The following is a 20,126-nucleotide window of genomic DNA, read 5'->3' on the forward strand; positions in this document are numbered from 1 at the left end:
CCGCGGCTTGACGGGGCCTCGGCCCGCGAGGGGCGCCGATCATATGATGTGCGCCGAATCGTGGCCGGTCGGCGGCCCGTGAGGCGAGGGGGACCAGCGTGTTCGGCATCATCAGACCGTGTAGGCATCGATTGTCCGAGCGCCTGCAGACCTCGTGGATGGCCCACCTGTGCGGGCTCTGCCTCGCGCTGCGGGACGACCACGGGCAGCTCGCCCGGACGGCGACCAACTACGACGGTCTGATCATCTCCGTGCTGGTCGAGTCCCAGGCCGCCCGGGAGGACTCCTCCTGGCGCCGCACCGCCGGGCCCTGCCCGCTGCGCGGCATGCGGACCGCCTCCGTCGCCAAGGGCGAGGGCGCCCGCCTCGCCGCCGCCGTGTCCCTGGCACTCGCCTCGGTCAAGATCCGCGACCACGTCGAGGACCGTGACGGCGTCTTCGCCCGCCGCCCGGTCGCCGCCGGGGCCCGGGCCGTCACCCGGCGCTGGGACCGGAAGAGCGCGGGCAGCGCCTCGATCGTCGGCTTCGACACCGCCGTACTGCTCGACGCGGCCTCCCGGCAGGGCGAGCTGGAGCGCTCGCTGCGACCCGGCGGCTCCGTCCTGCTGGTCACCGAGCCCACCGAGACCGCCACCGCGGCCGCCTTCGCACACACCGCCGTGATCGCCGGGCGCCCCGGAAACGCCGCCCCGCTCGCCGAGGCCGGGCGGCTGTTCGGCCGGCTCGCCCACCTCCTGGACGCCGCCGAGGACCAGGCCGCCGACGCGGCCTCCGGCGCCTGGAACCCGCTGACCGCCACCGGGACCGACCGCGCCGAGGCCGAGCGGCTCTGCCGGGACGCCGTGCACGGCATCCGGCTCGCGCTGGGCGAGGTCGAACTGACCGACCGCGCGCTGGTGCACGTCCTGCTCGCGCACGAGACCGAGCGCGCGGTGGAGCGGGTCTTCGGCCCGGCCCGGCACGGGGCGAGCTGCCGCCGTCCGGCCTCGGCCGGCGATGCCGCGACCACGGGTGCGGCGGGCGGCACCACGGGCGAGCACCCGCACCAGGCTCCGCCGCGGGAGACGCCCCCCGGCCAGGCGCCGGTCCCGCCGTGGGTGCCGCAGGGCCCCGGCTTCACCCCGCCCGGCGAGAAGCCGCCGAACCCGCGCAACCTGCTCGCCGGGTGCGCCGTGTGGGCGCTGATGGCCTGCAGCTGCCAGTTGCTCTGCTGCGACCACAACGACCCGTTCAGCCGCGAGCGCCGCGAGGGCTTCTGCCAGCGGCACGACTGCGACTGCCCCGACTGCGACTGCTCCGGCTGCTGTGACTGCTGCAACTGCTGCGACGGGGACTGCTGCGGCGGGTGCGACTGCGGGTGCGACTGCTGACGCGGTCGGCCGGTCAGCCCCTCCGGGCGGCGTCGGCCTCCCGCTCCTGACCGGCCGCCACCGGCCCGGGGTGCCCCCGCAGCACCCCGGGCCGGTCCGCGTTCCGGTCCTGCCCCGCCTCGCCGCGCCGCCAGAGCGGCAGGACGGCCACCGGCATCACCGCCGGCGGGCACAGCTCGGCGCACTCAGGCATCGCGGCCCGCCGCCTTCCGGTCCACCGCCAGCGAGTCCTCCAGCCGCGCCAGCAACTGCCGGAACCGCTCGGTGTCCTGCTCCGTCATCCGCCCCTCGGGCAACGCCCCCGGCCACTCGGCCACTCTCTCGTCCATGGGCCCGAGGCTAGGCGGCGACGATCAATGGGAGATAAACGCGTGTTGACGCGAAATGTGCTTGCCCGGTGCGGTCCGCCCCGACCGCAGGGCGGTTGTCCGGGGCGGCCGGGCGAGGGGCTACCGGGCCGTCGTCGCCTCCAGCAGCAGCCGGGCCGCGCTCCATGAACCGGCCGCACACCGAGCACAGCCGCTCCGACGCGCAGTCGGCGCTGCGCCCGTGGTCGGTCAGCGCGAACTGCGGCACGTCGCCCTGCCAGGGCGTGATCGCCGGCACCGGGTAGCCCCGCCCGTCCCGGGGCCGCGCCCCCACGTCGTCGGGCACCGGCGCGGGTTCGAATCGCACGCCCCCATCGGCACCAGGGACGGCCCGCGCGGGTCGACCCCGGCCGCCGGGGCGGGTGCCGCTACTCCTCGCCCTCCTGAGCGAGCATCACCTTCCGCAGCAGGTCGGCCAGGGTGCGCCGCTCATCCTCGGACAGCACTCCGAGCAGCCGCCGTTCCTCCCGGCCCACCACCTCCAGGGCCTCCTGCCAGGCGGCGCGCCCGGCCTCGGTCAGCACGATGTCGACCTTCCGGCGGTCCTCCGTGGACGGCGTGCGCAGGACGAAGCCGCGGCGCTCCAGGGTCTCCAGCCGGCCGGTGACCGAGGCCGGGGCGAGGTTGAGGTCGGCCCGCAGGTCGGAGGGGGCGGCGTGGCCGCCGCGCCCGGCGAGCACGTGCAGGGTGTCGAACTCGTGCTTGTGCAGGCCGTAGTCGGCGACGCCCTGTTCGCGGACCCGGCCGAGGTGGCGGGTGAGCCGGGACATCCGGGTCACGGAGGCCTCGATGTCCGGGTCGAGGCCGGGCAGCACCGGCTGCCAGCGGTCGACGTGACCGTCCGTCCAGTCGCGGGACGCGGCGGGCTTCTCGGTTGGGCGCTCGGGAGGATGCTCGGCCATGCGAGGAGTCTACAAACCACCACAGAAACGACGGCGTCAAAATATTCGTTGCCGAAATTTCGCTACCGAAATACAGTGCGATGCGTGACACGACACCCCCTGCACCTGAGCGGCTTCCGCCTGCTCTTCATCGGCCGGACGGTCTCCACCCTCGGCGACGCCGCGGTCCCGGCCGCCCTGGCCATCGCCATCACCCGCGCCACCGGCTCCTCCGCCGCACTCGCCCTGGTCCTGGGCTGCGCGATGGTGCCCAAGCTGCTCCTGCTGCCGGTCGGCGGGGTGATCGGGGACCGCTACAACGCCCGCCTGGTCGCCCTCGCCACCGACCTCGTCCGGGCCCTCGCCCAGCTGTTCGTCGGCCTCGAACTGCTCGGCGGACACCCGAGCCTGCCGCACATCGCGGCCGCCTCGGCCGTCGGCGGCATCGCCTCCGCCTTCGCCATGCCCACCGCCTCGCCACTGGTCGCCGCCACCGTCCGGGGCGAGCTGCGGCTGCGCGCCAACGCCCTGCTCGGCACCGCGACCGGAGCCGCCCGACTCGGCGGACCGGCGCTCGCCGGCCTGCTGGTGTACACCACCGGGCCCGGCTGGGCGTTCGTGCTGGACGGCGCGTCCTTCGCGCTGAGCGCCGCGCTGCTCTCCCGCCTGCGCGTCGACCACGTGCCCGCCGAGCCGCGCTCGCTGCGCCGGAACCTCGTCGAGGGCTGGAGCGAGGTGCGCTCCCGGGACTGGTACTGGACCAGCCTGATCGCCCACGGGGTGTGGAACGGCGCGAGCGCCGTGCTGCTCACCCTCGGCCCGCTGATCGCCGCCACCCGGCTCGGCGGGGACGGCGCCTGGGTGGCGCTGACCCAGGCGGGAGCGGTGGGCCTGCTGGTCGGCTCGCTGATCGCCGGACGGCTGCGGCCCCGCCGCCCGGTCCTGGTCGGAAACCTCGCCCTCGCGCTGTTCGGGCTGCCGCTGATCGCGCTCGCCCTCCCGGCCCCGGCGCCGGTCGCGGTGGCCGCGCAGGCGGTGGCGATGGCCGGGCTGGGCTTCCTCAACCCGCTCTGGGAGACGGTGGTCCAGCAGGACTTCCCGCCGGGGACGCTGGCCCGGGTCACCTCGTACGACTGGCTGCTCTCGCTGGCCGCCGCCCCGATCGGGTACGTCCTGGCGCCGCTGGCCGCCGACGCCTGGGGCGAGCGGACGCCGCTGCTGGCGACGGCGGCCCTGGTGACGCTGTGCTGCGCGGGCACGGCGGCGGTACCCGGCGTCCGGCGGTACGGCGCCCGGGCGGCGGCCGGAGCCGAGCCCGTGACCGCACCCGGGCCGGTGGCCGTCCGGCCACCGGCCCGGGATCGGAACCCGGCGCGGACCCAGGCCGAGGCCCAGCCCCAGGCCGAGGCTCAGCCCCAGGCCGGGGCTCGGGCCGGGATCAGGTCCTGATCGCCGCGGGTCAGTTCCAGATGCCGGTGATGTCGGCGGCGGAGGCCGCGTTGCCCGCGTGGCCGGTGGTGCCGGCCAGGTCCTCCAGGGTGCGCAGCACGTTGTAGTGGTTGTAGGTGGTGGAGCTGCTGCTGCCGGGCGTCACGTGGGCACCGTAGACCACGGTCGGGATCCGGTTGCCGGACAGCGAGTTGTCCTCGTCGAAGGTGACGACCAGCAGGCTGTTGTGGGTCTGCGCCCAGGCGGCGTACGCCCCCAGGTTGTTCTTGATCCAGGTGTCGCCGGTGCCGACCGAGCAGTCGTGCATGTCGCTGCAGAGGTTCGGCACCACGAAGGAGACGTTCGGCAGGGTGCTGTAGTCGGCCGGGAACTGGGCGAAGGTCTTGGCCGAGTTGAGCGGCACGTTGCCGAAGCCGAACCAGGGGTTGTGCTTCTGCGCGTACTTGCCGCTGCTGCACACGGTGCTGCCCTCGCTGGGCAGGGTCTCGTTGTAGCTGGCCCAGGTCTTGCCGGCGGCGATCACCTCGGACGCCAGGTTGGCGCTCTGGAAGCCGCCGACCTTCACGCAGCTGTCGTCGACCCGGCCCTGGGTGGAGCCGGAGAACAGCGCGTAGTAGTTCGGCTCGCTCGGGTGGGTGATGCCGTACGACTGGGTGAGGTTGGCGCCGCCCGCGATCAGGGTGTTGTTGAGGTACGGCGCACTGCTGCTGCCGACGACCTGGGAGTAGGCGTGGTTCTCCATCACCACCACGACGATGTGGTCGGGCGTGGGCAGGGCCGCCGCCTGCGCGGTGGTGGCGGTCGCCGCCCAGAGGCCGGCGGAGGCGGCCAGCAGAGCGACGGCGGAGCCGATCGCGGTCGCGGTGCGACGGGAGCGGGGGCTCATGGCTTTCATGGACGAAGTCATGACAATTCCTCGGGTGGGAGACGGCCCGGTGAGCGGGCCCGGGACGGGAGGTGCCTGCCGCCGGGATGCGGCGTTCCGGTGCGGCGCCTGGGGTGCGACCGGCGAGAAAGGCGCCCGAACAGCATGGGGCTCCGCCGCCGACATGGGTAGGCGGCGGCAGGTGAAACCTTGGCCCCGGCGTGGGAAACGGACGGTGAGACCGGTCGGACCCCCCGCTGACAACGGAGAATGCGGGCGAATCGGTTCACATTGCCACCGGCCGCCGGGACGGTGATAGTGATCTCCGAACGACGCGGTCCGACACCGCGTCAGCTGACGAGAGAGCCGAGGAACATGGCGATGACCAGCCTTCTGCGTCCGCTCGCGGTGGCCGCCGCCGGCGCCGTCCTCGTGGCGACCGGCGCCCTGCCCGCCGCGGCGGCCGGCCGGGACACCACCGACGCGACCGCCCCCGACCTCGCCGGCGTGCGCGCCGCCCTGGAGGCCACCACCGCGGCCGGTGCCCCGGGCGCCTTCGCGGTGATCCGCGACCACGGCACCATCGACCGGACCCGCTCGGTGAACGTCGGCCTGGCCGACCTGGACGGGACCCCGATGAACTCCTCGTGGAGGTTCCGGGTCGGCAGCAACAGCAAGATGTTCACCGCCGTTCTCGTGATGCAGCTGGTGGAGGAGGGCCTTATCGACCTCGACCGGCCGCTGCGCGAGTACCTGCCCGACGGCACCCTGCCGGAGGGCTGGACCATGACGGGCCGCCAGGTCATGGAGCACCGGGCCGGGATCTTCGACCACACCGACGACCTGCTGGAGCAGGCCGGCGAGGAGACCACCAGCGCGTTCGAGGCGCGCATCCGCACCACCGTGTACGACCCGCGCGAGCTGGTGGCGATGTCCGTCAAGCACGGCGTGCAGTACACCCCCGGCACCCGCTACTCCTACTCCAACACCGACTTCGTGCTGATGGGCCTGGCGGTCGAACACCTCACCGGCCGGCCGTTCCCGGAGGTGCTGAACGAGCGGATCATCCAGCCGCTCGGCCTGCGCAGGACCTCCTTCGTGGTGCCCGAGCAGGCGATCCGCGGCGCCCACGTCACCGGCTACCTCACCAACGACGACCGGACGAAGCCGCTCCTGGACTCCACCGAGCAGACCGGCTCCTGGGTGTGGAGCGCCGGGGCCGTCATCTCCACCGCCGAGGACCTCGACCGCTTCCTCGCCGCGCTGACGGCCGGCGGCAGCGGCGGGCTCGTCTCGGACGCCTCGCTCCGGCAGATGACCGCCGCCCTGCCCACGCCCACCGCGAAGATCTCCTACGGCCTGGGCCTGCGCCGCATCTCGCTCTCCTGCGGGGACGTGTACGGGCACGGCGGCATCGTGCAGGGCTTCAACAGCCAGTCCTTCACCACCCCGGACGGGCGGCGCAGCGTGGTGGTCTTCGCCAACGCCTCCAACAACGGCTCGGTGACGCAGGGGCTGATGAACACCCTGGAGCCGGCCTTCTGCGGCAAGCGGCCCGCCGCCGAGTCGCGGACGGCGTTCGCACCGGCGTCGGCGCCGGCCGCCGACCCGGCCTCGGCACCGGTGAACTCGCTGCCGGTGGTGGAGGACACCAGGATCTGACACCGGCCGCTCAGCCGGTGTGCCCGCGCCCGGTACGACCGGGAGCGGGCACACCGGTCGGTGCCGGTCAGTGCAGGTCAGTGCCGGGCACTCGCCGAGCGGGGTCCTTCCGCGCTCAGGTCGGTGAGCGCCTCGGTGAGCAGCTCGCGGGCCTCCTCGGCGCGGCCCTGCTCGATCAGCGCGGTGCCCAGTTCGGTCAGCGTCTTGGTCATGCTGTCCGGGCGGCCCACCGCCTCGAAGTGCAGCAGGGCCTGCCGGTAGGCCTTCTCGGCGGCCGGCCACCGCTTCAACGCCGCCCGGTCCAGGCCGAGTTCGTGCGCGGTCATGGCCGCGAGCAGGTGGATCAGCGGCGAGGACCAGCGCTCCACCAGCTCCAGCGCCCCGGCCAGCGCCCGCCGGCGCGACTCCACCGCCTCCTCCGCCCGGCCGGACTCCCGCAGGCAGTTGGCGGCGCCCCGCAGGGTGACCAGCCGGCCGATCATCGCCGAGCGGCTGGGCACCTCGGTGAAGGCGTCCGCCGCCCGGTGGAAGGCGTCGGTCGCCTCGCGGTGCCGCTGGAGGTAGCGCAGGCCCGAGGCGAGGTAGGTGAGCGCCCAGCCCTCCTGCTCCCGGTCACCGACCGCGCGGGCCAGCTCCAGTCCCTCGGCGGCCAGTTCGATGCCGCGCTGGTAGCGGTGCAGGCAGGTGACGTGCGTCCAGGCCAGGTAGTTGACGTGCACCGCCTCGACCCGCCGGTCCCCGATCGCCCGGGCGGCGTCCGCCGAGAGCTGGAACACCTCGGCCCAGATGCCCCAGCTCAGCAGCCGGTCCGAGAACCAGTGCATCGCCTCGGCGGTGTCCACCACCTCCCGGTACCGGCCGGCCCGCTGCGCCTGGTGCAGCGCCGCCAGCCACTCCGGGTGCTCGTACTCCAGCCAGGCGGCCGCCTCGGTGAGGTACGCGGGTGCCGGGCCGTCGGTGCCGGTCCCGGCCGTGGCGTGGTCCGGGTCGAACCGCAGTCCGTAGTCGGCCGCCCGGCCGAGGATCCAGCGGCCGGCCCGGGTGCGGACCTCGGCCAGCTCCTGGGGCGTCTCGTCGGCGGCCAGCCGCTCGCCCGCGTAGAGCCGCACCAGGTCGTGCAGGCGGTAACGGTCCGGGGTGGCGGCCCGCACCAGTCCGGCGTCAACGAGCTGCTCCAGCACCAGCTCGGTGCGGGCCGCCGACCGGCCCGCGTAGGCCGCGGCGATCTCCGCGGTGAAGTCCTGGCCGGCCGTCAGGGCGCAGCGCCGCAGGACGAGCTGCGACTCCTCGGGCAGCCGCCGGTAGGACAGCTCGAAGGCCGGACGGACGGCCAGGTCGCCGGTCTCCAACAGGTCCAGCCGGTTCTCCTCCGCGGCGAGCTGGCGCACCAGGTGGGCGACCGGCTGCTGCGGGCGGGCGACCAGGCGCTGCCCGGCGATCCGCAGCGCGAGCGGCAGGTAGCCGCAGAGCCTGGCCAGCTCGGCCGTGGCGTCGGGGGCGGCCTCGATCCGTTCCCGGCCGGCAATCCTGGCCAGCAGGCCGGCCGCCTCGACCGGGGAGAGCACGTCCAGGTTCAGCCGGTGCACCGACTCCAGGCCGGGCAGCACGTTGCGGCTGGTCACGATGGTCACGGCCGGGCCCGAACCGGGCAGCAGCGGGCGCACCTGGCCCTCGTCGGCGGCGTTGTCCAACACCAGGACGAGCCGCCGCTCGCGGACCAGCGCCCGGTAGAGGCCGGCCCGCTCCTCCGTCCCGGCGGGCACCGCGGCATCGGCGACGCCCAGGGCGCGCAGCACCTGGCCGAGCGCGTCCCGGGCGGACAACGGCTGCGTGGACATGCCGCCGAGGTCCAGGGAGAGCTGGCCGTCCGGGAACCGCGGCGCCAGGGCGTGGGCGGCGTGCAGCGCGAAGGAGGTCTTGCCGAGACCGGGCTGACCACTGACCAGCACCACGCGCGGGTGGGCCGGGTGCTCGTCCTGCGCCAGTCCCGCCAGCAGGGCGAGGGCGTCCTCGCGGGCGGTGAAGTCGGCGATGTCGCGGGGCAGCGCGAGGGCGCTCTGGCCGGCCTCGGCGGAGGCCACGGACGGGGCGTCGGCCGTACTCCGCGCTTCAGCCGCGCTCCGCGCTTCGGCCGCACTCGGAGTGTCGGCCGCAGTCGGGGCCGAGGCGGCCGTGCGCGGGGCGGACCGGCGGGACCGGGCGGGGCTCGCGGCAGGTGTGAGGGCCTGCCGCGCCCCGCGCGGACGTCCGGACTGCGCGGCCCCGTCCAGCGCCCGCGCCTGCGCGTCGTCCAGACCGAGCGCCTCGGCCAGGGCCCGTACGGTGCGGCGCTGCGGTCCGCGGGTGCGGCCGCGCTCCATGTCGCCGAGGGCGCGCAGACTGACCCCAGCGGCCGCGGCGAGTTCCTCCTGGGTCAGGCCCGCCGCCACCCGGTGCCCGGCCAGCAGACGGCTGAACTCGTTCGCGTCCGTGCCCGTGCCGCCCCCGGCCGCCATGCCCCGCCCCCACTCGCTCGATCCCGCTCAGTTCCGCACTTCTGCCTGGAGTCGCCTCCGGCGGTTTCGTTCCAGGCAGAAGTATGCCCCGGTGGCCGGGTTCCTCCTACTCGGCCCGATCCGAGGGCATCCTCCCAGGTCAGGAGGGTCCGGCGGGGACGGGACGGAGGAACGCGGGCGGTTCCAGGTCGGGCGAACCGCCGGTAGTTCCGCCTGTGGTTCCGCCGACCGATCGGCGGTTTCCGCCGCCGGCGGCGGCCGACGGACCGGAGCGGAGTTCGACGACACGCCCCTACGCGAGCCGCCTCGCCTCCGCGCCCTCGGCCGTGCGGCCGAGGGCGTCCAGCAGGTCGGCGAGGAGGGTGTGGGAGCGGGTTTCTAGGGCCGGGTCGCCGACGGTGCGGCCGAGGGCGACGGCGAGTCGGGCTGTGGAGAGCGCGGCGTCCCGGCGGCCGAGGGCGTGCAGGGCGCGGGCCCGGCTGTGGGTGGCGAGGACGGCCTCGGCACCGCCGGAACGGGCGGTGGCGGCGCGCACCGCCTCGTCGGCGTGGCGCAGGGCGGGCTCGGGGTCGCCGGCCAGGACCAGCGCGTCGGCGAGGTCGGTGAGCGCGCGCACCAGCAGGTGGTCGGTGGCCGAGGTACGGGCGGTGGCCACCAGGTCGCCCAGCATGGGTACCGCGCGCTCGTACCGGCCGGCCCGCAGCAGGGCGGCGGCCACCCGGCTGCGGCAGTGGTGGCGCAGGGCCCGGTCACCGGCCAGGTCGGCGGCCGCGAGGGCTCGTTCCAGCTGGTCGGCGGCGGTGCGGTGGGCCGCGCGGTCGACGTGCAGGACGGCGAGGTCGGTGGCGAGCCGGGCGATCGCCGCCTCGTCCCGGTCCGCGTGCGCGGCGCGCAGCCCGGCCTCGGCCACGGCCCGCCAGTGCGTCCGGTCGTGGTCGGTGGTCTCGTACAACCGACAGGCCCGGTGGGCGAGTTGCCAGGCCGCGGTGGGCCGGTCCTGCTGCTCGGCGCAGAGCACCACCGCGCGCAGGGCGCTCTCCTCGCGGCGGAACCAGTCCTCCGCCCGGCCGCCGGCCGCCGTGCCCTCGGACGTCCAGCCGGCGGTGGCGTCGAGGTAGTGGGCGATCAACCGGTCGAGCGCCAGGAACCGTTCCTCGCAGGCGAGTTCGGAGGCCCGCGCGGCGGCGTGCCGGCGGACCAGCTCGCGCCGGGCGTAGCGGCCGGGGCCGGTCTCCTCCAGCAGGTGCACGGCGTCGAGCCGGGTCAGCAGGGTGCGGGCGGTGGCGGGCGGGAGGTCCGCGAGGGCGGCGGCGGTGTCGGTGCCGATCTCGGCGCCGGGGTGCAGACCGAGCAGGGTGAACAGCCGGGCGGCGTCGGGGGCCAGGGTGCGGTACGTCCGGTCCAGCGCGGCGGTGAGGCCGAGCGGGCCGCGCGTGGCGCCGGTGCCGGAGAGGGCGGCCAGGCCGCTCTGCTCGTCGGCGAGTTCGGCGGCGAGGTCGGCCGCGGACCAGTCGGGCCGGGCGGCCAGGTGGGCGGCGGCCAGCCGCAGCGCGAGCGGCAGGTGGTCGCAGCGCTCGGCGAGTTCGGCGACGGCCTCCGGCTCGTCGGCCGTGCGGTCGGCGCCGAGGGCGCGGGCGAGCAGGGCGGCGGCCTCGTCGGGGCCGAGCACGCCCAGCGGCAGCGGGATGCCGCCGGTGCGGACCAGCAGGTGGCGCAGCCGGCTGCGGCTGGTGACGATCGTGACCGGGGCGGGCTCGCTGTCGGTGGCCGGCGGGTCGGGCAGCAGCGGGGCGAGCTGCGGGTAGTCGGCGGCGTCGTCCAGGACGACCAGCATCCGCCGACCGCCGGTCAGTTCGCGGTAGCGGCGGGCGCGGTCCTCGGGTTCGGCGGGCAGCGCGTCCGGGGCGACGCCGAGGGCGGAGAGCAGCTCGCCGAGCACCTCGGCGGGTTCGCGCGGCCCGTCCGGGTCGAAGCCGCGCAGGTCGGCGCGGAGGATGCCGTCCGGGAAGTGGGCGGCGCCGCGCCGGGCCGTCCAGTGCCGGACCAGGCTGGTCTTGCCGACCCCGGCGGGGCCGGTGACCAGGATCGGGCGGCCGTCCCGGGCGGCGGGCAACACCTGGTCCAGCCGGGCGAGTTCGGCGCTCCGGCCGACGAACCGGGGGTCCGCGGCGAGCCAGGGGTCGGTGGCCGGCCGGGCAGCGGCGGGCCGGGCAGTGGCGGGCCGGGCACCGGACTGCTCGCCGGCCCGGCGCAGCTCCGGACCGGGCGGCCCGGTGAGCCGGGCCACCGCGCGCTCGTACCGCGCCCGGGCCTCGGCGCTCCGCCCGTCCTGCTCCAGGCAGCGCACCAGCCGGGCGGCCAGCTCCTGCCGGGCGGGGTGGCCGTCGGCGGCCTCGGCGAGTTCGGCGGTCAGCTCGCCGCCCCGCCCGTCCCGGAGCAGGCCGTCGGCCAGCCGCTCCAGGGCGCGCAGCCGCAGGTCGGTCAGGTGCGGGAGGGTCCGTTCGCGCAGCAGGGCGGAGCCGCAGTCGGCGAGCGCCGGGCCGCGCCACAGGTCCAGCGCGGCGCGCAGTCGCAACAGTGCCCGGTCCGCCGTGGCGTCCTCCTCCGGGGCGGCGGGCTCGGGGAGCAGCACGCCCGCCTGTTCGCAGAGCCGGCCGAAGTGCAGCACGTCGACCCGGTCGGGCTCACCGGCCAGCAGGTAGCCGGCCGCTCGGGTGCCCAGTTCCAGGCCGGAGCCGTCCAGCAGTCGGCGCAGCGCCGTGACGTGGCCCTGCAGGGCGGCGCGGGCGGTGGGCGGGGCGCTGCCCTCCCAGACCAGCTCGATCAGCTCCTCGGTGGCCACCGTCCGGTTCAGCCGGACGGCGAGCGCGCTCAGCAGCGCCCGGCGTTTGGGCGCCGAGGGCGTCACCGCCGTCCCGTCCTCCCGCCGCACCGCCATCGGTCCGAGCAGATCGATGTGCACGCGCCCGTTCCCCTCCCCGCCGTCGATTCCCGGCCGGATCGAGGATAGGGCCGACCGGCCCTTGCAGTCGGCCGTACGGTACCCGGCGGGTACGACACCGGGCGCGGCGTCCGCCGGCCCGTGCAACCCCCGGCTGCCGCGGTGGCATCCCTCAGGGGGGTGTGGCCTGCGACGGGAGCCCCGTCCGGCACGGACGGGACACGATGTCGCACTACACTGCTCCACCCCGAGGCTTCGGGTGTGATGTGCGGTTCGCGGTGAAACGGGGGTACTGGTGCGGATTCGGCTGCTCGGGCCGGTGGAGTTGCGGGTCGGGGCAGAGGGCTTCGACGGCGTGGCGGGCGCGCAGCGGCGGGCCGTACTGGCCCTGCTGGCGCTGCGATTGGGGCGTCTGGTCGCCATGGAGCAGCTGTACGAGATGCTGTGGGACGAGCAGCCGCCGCCGAGCGCGCGGGCGGCCGTGCAGGGGCACGTCGCCGCGCTGCGGAAGGTGCTCGCGGACACCCCGTTCGAGCTGCACACCCGGGACTCCGGCTACCTGCTGGACGGGCCGGTCGGCGCGGTGGACGCGCTGCGCTTCGAGGAGCTCGCGGCCGCGGCCGACCGGCAGACCTGGCTCGACAACCGCACCGCGGCGGTCGCGCTGCTGGAGGAGGCACTGGGGCTGTGGCGCGGCGAGCCGCTGGCCGACCTGCCCGACACCCCCCTGCGCGCCGCCACGGTGGACCGGCTGGAGCAGTCCCGCACCTCCGTCCTGGTCCGCTGGGCCGGACTGCGGCTGAGCCAGGGCACCGGGGCGTCGGCCGTGCCCCTGCTGGAGCAGGGCGTACGGGTGGACGGACTGCGCGAGGAGCTGGTGGCGCTGCTGATGCGCTGCCTGCACCAGGCGGGCCGGCCCGCCGAGGCGCTGACGGCCTACCACCAGGCCCGGGTGCGGCTGGCCGACGAGCTGGGCATCAACCCCGGCCCGGCGCTGCGGGCCGCGCTCGCCGAGGTGCTGGCCGACGACCGCACGGTGGAGCTGCCGCCGGCCGCCGAGCCGGCGCCGCCGACCCCGCAGGCCCCGCCCGTCCCGCGCCGGCTCCCTCGCCGCGACCCGGACTTCGTCGGCCGTCTCGCCGACCTGGCCCGCCTCGACCGGGCCTGCGGGCCCGACCGTTCCGGTGAAGGCCCGGTGCTGGTGGTCGGCCCGGCCGGCGTCGGCAAGAGCGCGCTGGTCACCGCCTGGGCCCACCGGGCGGCCAGCCGCTTCCCGGACGGCGTGCTCCACGCCGAGCTGCACGGCCTCGCCCCGACCGACCCGAACACCCCGACCAACCCGAACACCCCCGCCGACCCGGACACTCCGGCCGACCCGCACACCCCAGGTGCCCCCGGCTCGCCGGAAGCCCCGGCCCGGCCCGAGGCCGTGCTGGCCGGCTTCCTGCGCGCGCTCGGCGTACCCGATGAGGACATCCCCGCCGACCGCGCCGCCCGGGCCGCGCTCTACCGCGACCGCACCAGGGGCCGGCGGCTGCTGGTGCTGCTGGACGACGCCGCCGACGCCGAGCAGGTCGCCGACCTGCTGCCCGCGGGACCGACCGGCACCGCCGTGGTCACCGGCCGGGGCCCGCTGGAGGGCCTGGTCGCCCTGGAGGGGGCCGGCCTGCTGCGCCTGGCCGCGCTGCCCGAGGACGACGCCCTGCACCTGCTGGAACGCGCCCTGACGCCGGAGCGGCTGCGCGCCGAGCCGGAGGCCGCCGCCCGGCTCGCCGGGCTCTGCGACCACCTGCCGCTCGCCCTGCGGATCGCCGCCGCCCGCCTCGCCGCCCGGCCGGACTGGACGGTCGCCGGTCTGGTCGCCGAACTCGCCGACGAGCGCGCCAGGTTGGCCGTCCTGGACGCCGACGGCACGCTCTCCGTCGCCGGCCGGCTCCGGCTCACCCACCGCCGGCTCTCCGAACCCGCGGCCGAGCTGCTGACCGCCCTGGCCGCGCATCCCGGCCGCGAGGTGGACGCCCAGGCGAGCGCCGCCCTGCTCGGCAGCGACACCGCCACCGCCCACCGGGCGCTCGGCGAACTGACCTCCCACCACCTGCTCACCGACACCGCCCCGGGCCGCCACGCCCGGGCCGACCTGGTCCGGCTGTACGGCGCCGGCCTGCTCGCCGAACGGCCCGAACAGCACCGACGGCTGCTCCGCGAACGCCTGGCCGACCACTACCTCACGGCCCTGCGGCACTGCGGCTCCTTCCTCGACCCCGGCCAGGAGGACACCGCCCCGCCCGCCGCCCCGCCCGCCGGTCCGGCGCAGGCCGTGCCCGCCGCCGTCGACATCCGCACCGCGCTCGACTGGTTCGACGCCGAGGAACCCGCGATCTCCGCGCTGATCGCGTCCCCCGGCACCGATCCGGCCCGCACCTGGCGGCTCGCGCTGACCTGCGGCTCGCTCTACTACGGCGCCAGCCGCTTCACCGACTGGCTCGCCTGCGCCCGGCTGGGGCTGGCGGCGGCCGAACGGTGCGGCGACCCGGTCGCGGTCGCGCTGCTGCTCACCTGCCGGGCACAGGCCCTGGTCGCGCTGGAACGCCGGCCGGAGTCCGCGGAGGCGGCGCGCAGGGCGGTGGCCGCCGCCGAGTCCTCGACCGGGCCCGCCGCCGCGTCCGCGCGCGTCCGGGCGCTCGCCACGCTGGCGCTGGTCACCGCGATGCTCGGCCACTGCGCCGAGGCCGAACGGCTGGCGGCCTCCGCCACCGCGCTCGCGCTGGAGTCGGGCGACCGCCGCCGGCTGGTCGACGCCAAGGTGCACCAGGGCTGGGTGAGCCTGGCCGTCGGGGACCGGGAGGGCGCCCAGCGCCGGTCCCGCGAGGCCCGGGAGCTGCTGCCCGCCACGCCCGTCACCCAGGTCCACCTCTGGTCGCTGCTGACCGAGGCCCAGGCCCTCCCCCCGACGGTCCGCGACGACGCCGCCGACCTCGCCTGGCACCGGCTGCTCGCCGCCTGCGAGGAGGCCGGCCTGCTGTACCTGCACGCGGTGGCCGAACAGGCCTACGCCGCCCACCTGACGGCCCGGGGCCGGGAGCCGGAGGCCGGAGGACGGCTTCGCAGGGCGCTGGACCGCTTCCGCGCGCACGACCGGCAGGCCGGCTACCTCAGCGAGTTCACCGCGGGCCTGGAGGAGTCGCTCGACCTCCGCGCCGACCGGCGGCCCGCGCACGACTGAGCCGCGCGGCCCGGGGCCGGTGCCACCGCCGGCCCGGTCAGCCGGTGGCCGAGGCGGCCCCGTGCTCCGGCGGGGCGTACCCGTGCTCCGCCGCCAGCACCGGGCGCAGCGCCCGGATCGCGTAGAAGTTGCGGGACTTGACCGTCCCCGGCGGCACCCCCAGCCGGGCGGAGGCCTCCAGCACCGAGCGGTCCTCGAGGTGCAGCTCGACCAGCACCTCGCGGTGGTGCTTCTGCACCCGGCGCAGCGCCAGCGCGATGTCCCGGGCCACCACCACCCGCTCGTACGGGTCGTCGGCGAGCGGCCGGTCCTCCACCGGCTCGCCGATCACCTCCTTGGCGCGGGCGGCGGCCATCCGGTAGTGGTCGATCGCGATCCGCCGGGCCACGGTGAACAGCCAGGGCCGGCTCGCCGCCGGGCCGGCGGCCAGCGCCTCCGGGTGCTGCCAGGCGCGCAGCAGGGTCTCCTGGAGGATGTCCTCGGCCTTGCCCCTGTCCCCGCCGGTGGCCCGCAGCAGCGAGCGCAGCAGGTAGCCGCCGTGCAGCCGGTGGATCTCGGCGAGCGTGTCGGGGTCGAGGGTCGGACGGGCCGGGGCGCCGGCACCTTCCGGCGTGTCCGCGGGGCCCCCGGGCGGCGGGGTGGCGGACGTTGACTGGGCGACGGGCGGCATCGACACGCGCTACCTCTCAGGTCGGGCAAGGGGCGCAGCACGGGCAGAGGTCGCAGCACGGGCAGGCGTGCTGGGCACCGGCCGGACATCCCCGGCGGTGGCTGCACCAGCACACTGCCGGAGGCCGCCAAGTCCGCGCCAAGGATCGGCCAACGCCTCCGCGCGCAGCGCTCGGCCCGGCCGCGGACGCCACCGTTGGCGGACGCCGACGACCGTTGGCCGGTCGTTAGCGGCCGTGCGCCGCGGCTCCGGCGGGGCACCGCCGGCCGGGGGCCGGTCAGCCCTCGGCGAGCACCCGGAGCAGCTCCCGCACCCCGTCCTCGCCCCGGTGCTCGATCAGCATCGCGACCCAGGTCGCCAGCCGCCGGCGCTCCGCCGCCGACCACCGGGGAGCGGACGGGTGCTCGTCCACCACCAGCGCCGTCGCCAGGCCCAGCAGTCCCGGCGCGGGCCGCGGCCACAGCCGGCCCTCCGGCACCGCGCGCAGCGCCAGCCGCCGGGCGACCGCGATCACCTCCCCCGCCGCCGCCTCGGGCACCGCCAACGCGGCGGGCCCGGCCACGCTCGGCGTTCCCGACCGCACCAGGGCCGCGATGAACTCCCGGGCCTCCGGTCCGTTCGCGGCCGTGCCAAGTCCCTCCCCCGTCCCGTTCACGGGGCTCACGCTCCTTCCGACTCCGTCGCACTCACTCGCACTCGGTGCTGTCCGATGGCACTCGGCGAGCGCCGGGTGCCACCGAACGAAGGTACCGATCGGTAGCCGGTCGAGCGGAGGGTTTTCCGATGCGGTCCCTCCCGAAGTGGCAAGGGGCGCTCCGTGCACCCCGTCCCGCTCAACGAGCCCTCCGCCACCAGCGGTTCAGGTGAACCGGAGGAACTCCTTCAGCCGTGCTCCCGGCCGTACGGTCCGACCGGATCCGGGGGCCCGGCCCGGCCCGGCGTGGCCGTGCCCGCCGACCGGCTGGGGCATCCGGGTGAGGACGCCCCTCCGAAGGCCCGCGATTGGACGGACGGACCCCGGGTAGGAGCCCGCAGGGCCGCCGCGGCCGCTCCATCCCCGTCACACCCCCGTCCGTCACCCGCCCGTCACCCGCATCGGCGCCGCGAAGTGGCATCCGACGGCGGCCTGGCCAAGGCTGGGCCCGGGGGGTCTCGCCTCAGATGGGTACGGTGCCGATGTTCGAATCGAGCTTTGCGTTCCCCCGCTCGCTGCTGGAACCGGTCGCAGGTGCCCGGGGGCGGGTGGCCGTGGTCGGAGCCGGCGTCGCCGGGCTGGTGTGCGCGTACGAGCTGCAGCGCCGGGGCTTCGACGTCGTCGTGTACGAACGGGCGAACCGGCCGGGCGGACGGGTTCGCACCCACCGGTTCTGGGACGGCACCCACGTGGACCTCGGCGCCATGCGCATCCCCGGCAACCACCACTGCGTGCTGCACTACGTCTCCCGGTTCCGGCTGGCGACCCGCCCGTTCGTCAACTCCAACCCGCGCGCCTACTACCACCTGCGCGGCCGGCGGGTCCGGGTGCAGGACGTGGCGTCGCTGTTCCCCGCGTACGAGCTGCGCCCGGCCGAGCGCCAGGCCCCGACCCCGGTGCTGGACCACCTGCTCGGCTCGGTGTGGCGCACCCTGACCGTGGAGCAGCAGCGCCGCACCCTGGAGGGCCACTGGGACGACCCGGCGCTGGAGCGGGCGGCCTCGGTGTCACTGTGGCAGTTCGTCCACGAGCACCTGTCGCAGGACGCCTGGGACCTCTTCGGCCACGCCAGCGGCCTGGCCCACTACGAGCAGTCCTCGCTGCTGGAGGTGCTGGTCGACTACTTCGGCCTGTTCCACCGCGGGCAGGTCGAGCTGGTCGACGGGCTGGACGCGCTGATCCACGCCTTCGTCGACTCGCTGCGCCCGGGCACGCTCCAGCTCTCCACCCAGGTCGACGAACTGGCGCTGACCGCCGACGGCGTCCGGCTCCACGGCCGGCGGATCGGCGCCCGGCTGCACGACGACGTCGACTACGTGGTGTGCTGCGTCCCGGCACCCGCGCTCGACCAGATCACCGTCACCCCGGGCCTGCCGCACGCCCAGCGGCACGCCATCCGCGGCATCAGCTACGCCAGCAGCATCAAGACCGTCCTGCACCTCACCCGCCGCCGCTGGGAGCTGGAGGACGGCATCCACGGCGGCGGCAGCTTCACCGACCTCCCGATCCAGCAGTGCTGGTACCCCTCCGACAACGCGGTGCGGGGCAAGGACGGGGTCAACGGCAGCGGCGGCCCGCACTGGGTCGCGCGCGACCCGCTGCGCTCGGCCGAGCCGACGGCCCTGCTCGGCGCGTACCTGTGGGGTGCCAACGCCCGCCGCTTCGCCGCGCTGGAGCCGGCCGAGCGGGACGCGCTGGTGCTGGAGTGCCTGGAACGGCTCCACCCGGGCATCACGGCGGACGTGGACGACATCGTGCACTGCAACTGGGACGTGCAGAGCGGCATGGGCGGCGGCGCGTTCGCCCATCTCACGCCCGGCGAGCACAGCCGCTACCTGAGCGTGCTCGGCTCCCCGTACCCGGCGGAGCGGCCGCGGGTCTTCTTCGCCGGCGAGCACCTGTCCGGCGCCCACGCCTGGTGCCAGGGCGCGGCGCAGTCCGCCCTCGGCGCGGTGGGCGCGCTGCTCGACCGGGCGGGGCACCCCCGGATCGTCACCCGGGTGGGGGCGGTGTGACGGTCGCCGACCCCGGCCCGGCGCCGGGCACCGCATCCGGCCCCGCAGTCGCCCCGGAACCGGCCCCGGCCCCCGCCCCGGCACTCGGCCGGGCCGAGTTGCTCGCCCCGTTCCGGCCCGGCCGTGGTGAGCTGGTCGGCATCGAGGTCGAGTGCGGCCTGGTCGACCCGGCCACCGGGCTGGCCGCCCGCTACGCCGGCGAGAACGGGGTGCTGGCCGTCCTGGAGGCGGTGCTGGCCCGGTGGGGCGGCGAACCGCAGGAGGACACCGGGCGACTGACCGGGGTACTGCTCCCGGACGGCAGCCAGATCACCCTCGAACACGGCGGCCAGCTGGAGTACTCCTCCACGCCCGCGCCCTCGGTGGCCGAGGCGGTGGACGACATGCGCGCCGCACTGGAGCAACTCGCCGATCTGGTCGGCCGGTTCGGCCTCGCCCTGCTGCCCGGCGCCTACCTGCCCTTCGACCGGCTCGCCGACATGCAGTGGGTGCCGATGACCCGGGGCGCCATCATGCGGGACTACTTCACCGGACTGGGCGAGCCCGGCAGCCGCGCCCGGTACGTGATGGCGCTGTCGCTGTCCACCCAGGTGACCCTGGACTACCTCTCCCCCGCCGACTTCACCCGGAAGCTGCGGATGCAGATGGCCGCCGCCCCGGTGGTCTCCGCGATGCTCGTCAACTCACCGCTCCAGGAAGGGAGTTCCTCCAGCGGGCGACTGTCCCACCGGTGCTGGGCCTGGCAGCGGATGGACCCGCGCCGGGGCGGAGTGCTGCCGCCCGCGCTGCGCCCCGACGTCACCGTCGAGTCCGTCGTCGACTGGGCGCTCGGCATCCCGCTGATCCACTACCGCACCCCGGACGGCCGCTACCACCCGGCGCCCCCGGAGCTCACCTTCGACGAACTGCTCCGGCGCGGCTACCCGGACGGCTCGCGCCCGACCCCGGCGCACTGGGCCGCCCACCTCAACCAGCTCTGGACCAACACCAGGGTCCGCAACACCCTGGAGCTGCGCGCCTCGGACGGCCCGCCGTACCCGTTCATCCCCGCCGTCCCCGCACTCTGGGCCGGGCTCAGCTACCACCCCGAATCCTGCGACGCCGCCTGGGAGTTGCTCGGCCGCTACACCCTGCACGACCACCGGGCCGCACTCGCCGCACTGCCCGCCCTCGGCCTGGCCACCCGGCTCGGCGGCGAACCGGTCCGCCCGCTGGCCGCCGAACTGCTGCGGCTGGCCCGGGCCGGCCTCTCCGCCCGGATCGCGGCCGGCCTCGAACCGCCGCACGTGCTCGGGTACCTGGACCCGCTGGAGGAGGTCCTCGCCACCGGCCGGACCTTCGCCGAGCAGTGCCTCGAACGCTGGCACGGCGAACTGCGCCGCGACCCGGCCCGCTACGTCGCCGCGTACCGGGTCTGAGGCACCGGCGGACCACGGCGGACCGCCCGCGGACCACCCACGGACCACTGGGAGGGAACCTCCGCGTCAGCAGGT

Annotated in this window: 14 protein-coding genes; 6 read left to right on the forward strand and 8 right to left on the reverse strand. The window is 76.2% G+C overall.

Going from position 1 to position 20,126, the window contains the following annotated elements; translation table 11 throughout:
• Positions 1-98: 98 nt before the first annotated feature.
• Positions 99-1,370 (forward strand): DUF5685 family protein, encoded by a 1,272-nt coding sequence (locus ACZ5OX_RS30545; protein WP_465634470.1) that lies wholly within the window; start codon positions 99-101, stop codon positions 1,368-1,370.
• A gap of 13 nt (positions 1,371-1,383) precedes the next feature.
• On the opposite strand, the gene ACZ5OX_RS30550 is transcribed toward ACZ5OX_RS30545, so the two are convergent.
• The 3 genes from ACZ5OX_RS30550 to ACZ5OX_RS30560 all read right to left on the reverse strand — a co-directional run bounded on the left by ACZ5OX_RS30550 (position 1,384) and on the right by ACZ5OX_RS30560 (position 2,640).
• Positions 1,384-1,563 carry a hypothetical protein gene (locus tag ACZ5OX_RS30550; RefSeq protein ID WP_392877972.1) on the reverse strand — a complete coding sequence of 60 codons (180 nt, stop codon included), beginning with the start codon at positions 1,561-1,563 and terminating at the stop codon, positions 1,384-1,386.
• Entirely contained in the window at positions 1,556-1,699 is a 144-nt protein-coding gene (locus ACZ5OX_RS30555) for a hypothetical protein (RefSeq protein ID WP_465634471.1), read from the reverse strand. The genes ACZ5OX_RS30550 and ACZ5OX_RS30555 overlap by 8 nt, the downstream gene beginning before the upstream one ends.
• Before the next feature lie 407 nt (positions 1,700-2,106).
• The gene (locus ACZ5OX_RS30560; RefSeq protein ID WP_449790691.1) at positions 2,107-2,640 is read right to left on the reverse strand and encodes a MarR family winged helix-turn-helix transcriptional regulator; all 534 of its coding nucleotides are present in this window, start codon (positions 2,638-2,640) and stop codon (positions 2,107-2,109) included.
• An 84-nt stretch (positions 2,641-2,724) separates the two neighbouring features.
• On the opposite strand from ACZ5OX_RS30560, the gene ACZ5OX_RS30565 reads away from it, so the two are divergent.
• Positions 2,725-4,068: an MFS transporter gene (locus ACZ5OX_RS30565; protein ID WP_465634473.1), complete on the forward strand. Its 1,344-nt coding sequence runs from the start codon at positions 2,725-2,727 to the stop codon at positions 4,066-4,068.
• A 10-nt stretch (positions 4,069-4,078) separates the two neighbouring features.
• Here the strand turns inward: ACZ5OX_RS30565 and ACZ5OX_RS30570 are convergent, their stop codons facing one another.
• Positions 4,079-4,975 (reverse strand): alkaline phosphatase family protein, encoded by an 897-nt coding sequence (locus ACZ5OX_RS30570; RefSeq protein ID WP_465634475.1) that lies wholly within the window; start codon positions 4,973-4,975, stop codon positions 4,079-4,081.
• Between the two features lie 339 nt (positions 4,976-5,314).
• Here ACZ5OX_RS30570 and ACZ5OX_RS30575 point away from each other — a divergent pair, with 339 nt between their 5' ends.
• On the forward strand, positions 5,315-6,595 hold the full coding sequence (locus ACZ5OX_RS30575) for a serine hydrolase domain-containing protein (RefSeq protein ID WP_465634476.1): 1,281 nt from the start codon (positions 5,315-5,317) through the stop codon (positions 6,593-6,595).
• Positions 6,596-6,672: 77 nt separating this feature from the next.
• On the opposite strand, the gene ACZ5OX_RS30580 is transcribed toward ACZ5OX_RS30575, so the two are convergent.
• Together ACZ5OX_RS30580 and ACZ5OX_RS30585 are read right to left on the reverse strand one after the other, a co-directional pair.
• Positions 6,673-9,090, reverse strand: coding sequence for an ATP-binding protein (locus ACZ5OX_RS30580; protein ID WP_465634478.1), 2,418 nt, complete (start codon positions 9,088-9,090; stop codon positions 6,673-6,675).
• Positions 9,091-9,382: 292 nt separating this feature from the next.
• On the reverse strand, positions 9,383-12,052 hold the full coding sequence (locus ACZ5OX_RS30585; RefSeq protein WP_465634480.1) for an AfsR/SARP family transcriptional regulator: 2,670 nt from the start codon (positions 12,050-12,052) through the stop codon (positions 9,383-9,385).
• A 274-nt stretch (positions 12,053-12,326) separates the two neighbouring features.
• On the opposite strand from ACZ5OX_RS30585, the gene ACZ5OX_RS30590 reads away from it, so the two are divergent.
• Positions 12,327-15,254 (forward strand): AfsR/SARP family transcriptional regulator, encoded by a 2,928-nt coding sequence (locus tag ACZ5OX_RS30590; RefSeq protein WP_465634481.1) that lies wholly within the window; start codon positions 12,327-12,329, stop codon positions 15,252-15,254.
• Between the two features lie 37 nt (positions 15,255-15,291).
• Here the strand turns inward: ACZ5OX_RS30590 and ACZ5OX_RS30595 are convergent, their stop codons facing one another.
• On the reverse strand, positions 15,292-15,924 hold the full coding sequence (locus ACZ5OX_RS30595) for a sigma-70 family RNA polymerase sigma factor (RefSeq protein ID WP_449790708.1): 633 nt from the start codon (positions 15,922-15,924) through the stop codon (positions 15,292-15,294).
• A gap of 277 nt (positions 15,925-16,201) precedes the next feature.
• Positions 16,202-16,579 carry a hypothetical protein gene (locus ACZ5OX_RS30600; protein WP_465634483.1) on the reverse strand — a complete coding sequence of 126 codons (378 nt, stop codon included), beginning with the start codon at positions 16,577-16,579 and terminating at the stop codon, positions 16,202-16,204.
• Between the two features lie 587 nt (positions 16,580-17,166).
• On the opposite strand from ACZ5OX_RS30600, the gene ACZ5OX_RS30605 reads away from it, so the two are divergent.
• Both ACZ5OX_RS30605 and ACZ5OX_RS30610 read left to right on the forward strand, forming a co-directional pair.
• The gene (locus ACZ5OX_RS30605) at positions 17,167-18,633 is read left to right on the forward strand and encodes a flavin monoamine oxidase family protein (RefSeq protein WP_465634485.1); all 1,467 of its coding nucleotides are present in this window, start codon (positions 17,167-17,169) and stop codon (positions 18,631-18,633) included.
• Positions 18,630-20,051: a glutamate-cysteine ligase family protein gene (locus ACZ5OX_RS30610; RefSeq protein WP_465634486.1), complete on the forward strand. Its 1,422-nt coding sequence runs from the start codon at positions 18,630-18,632 to the stop codon at positions 20,049-20,051. The genes ACZ5OX_RS30605 and ACZ5OX_RS30610 overlap by 4 nt, the downstream gene beginning before the upstream one ends.
• Positions 20,052-20,126 lie beyond the last annotated feature (75 nt).

This window comes from Kitasatospora sp. NPDC032121 (genome assembly GCF_055580145.1).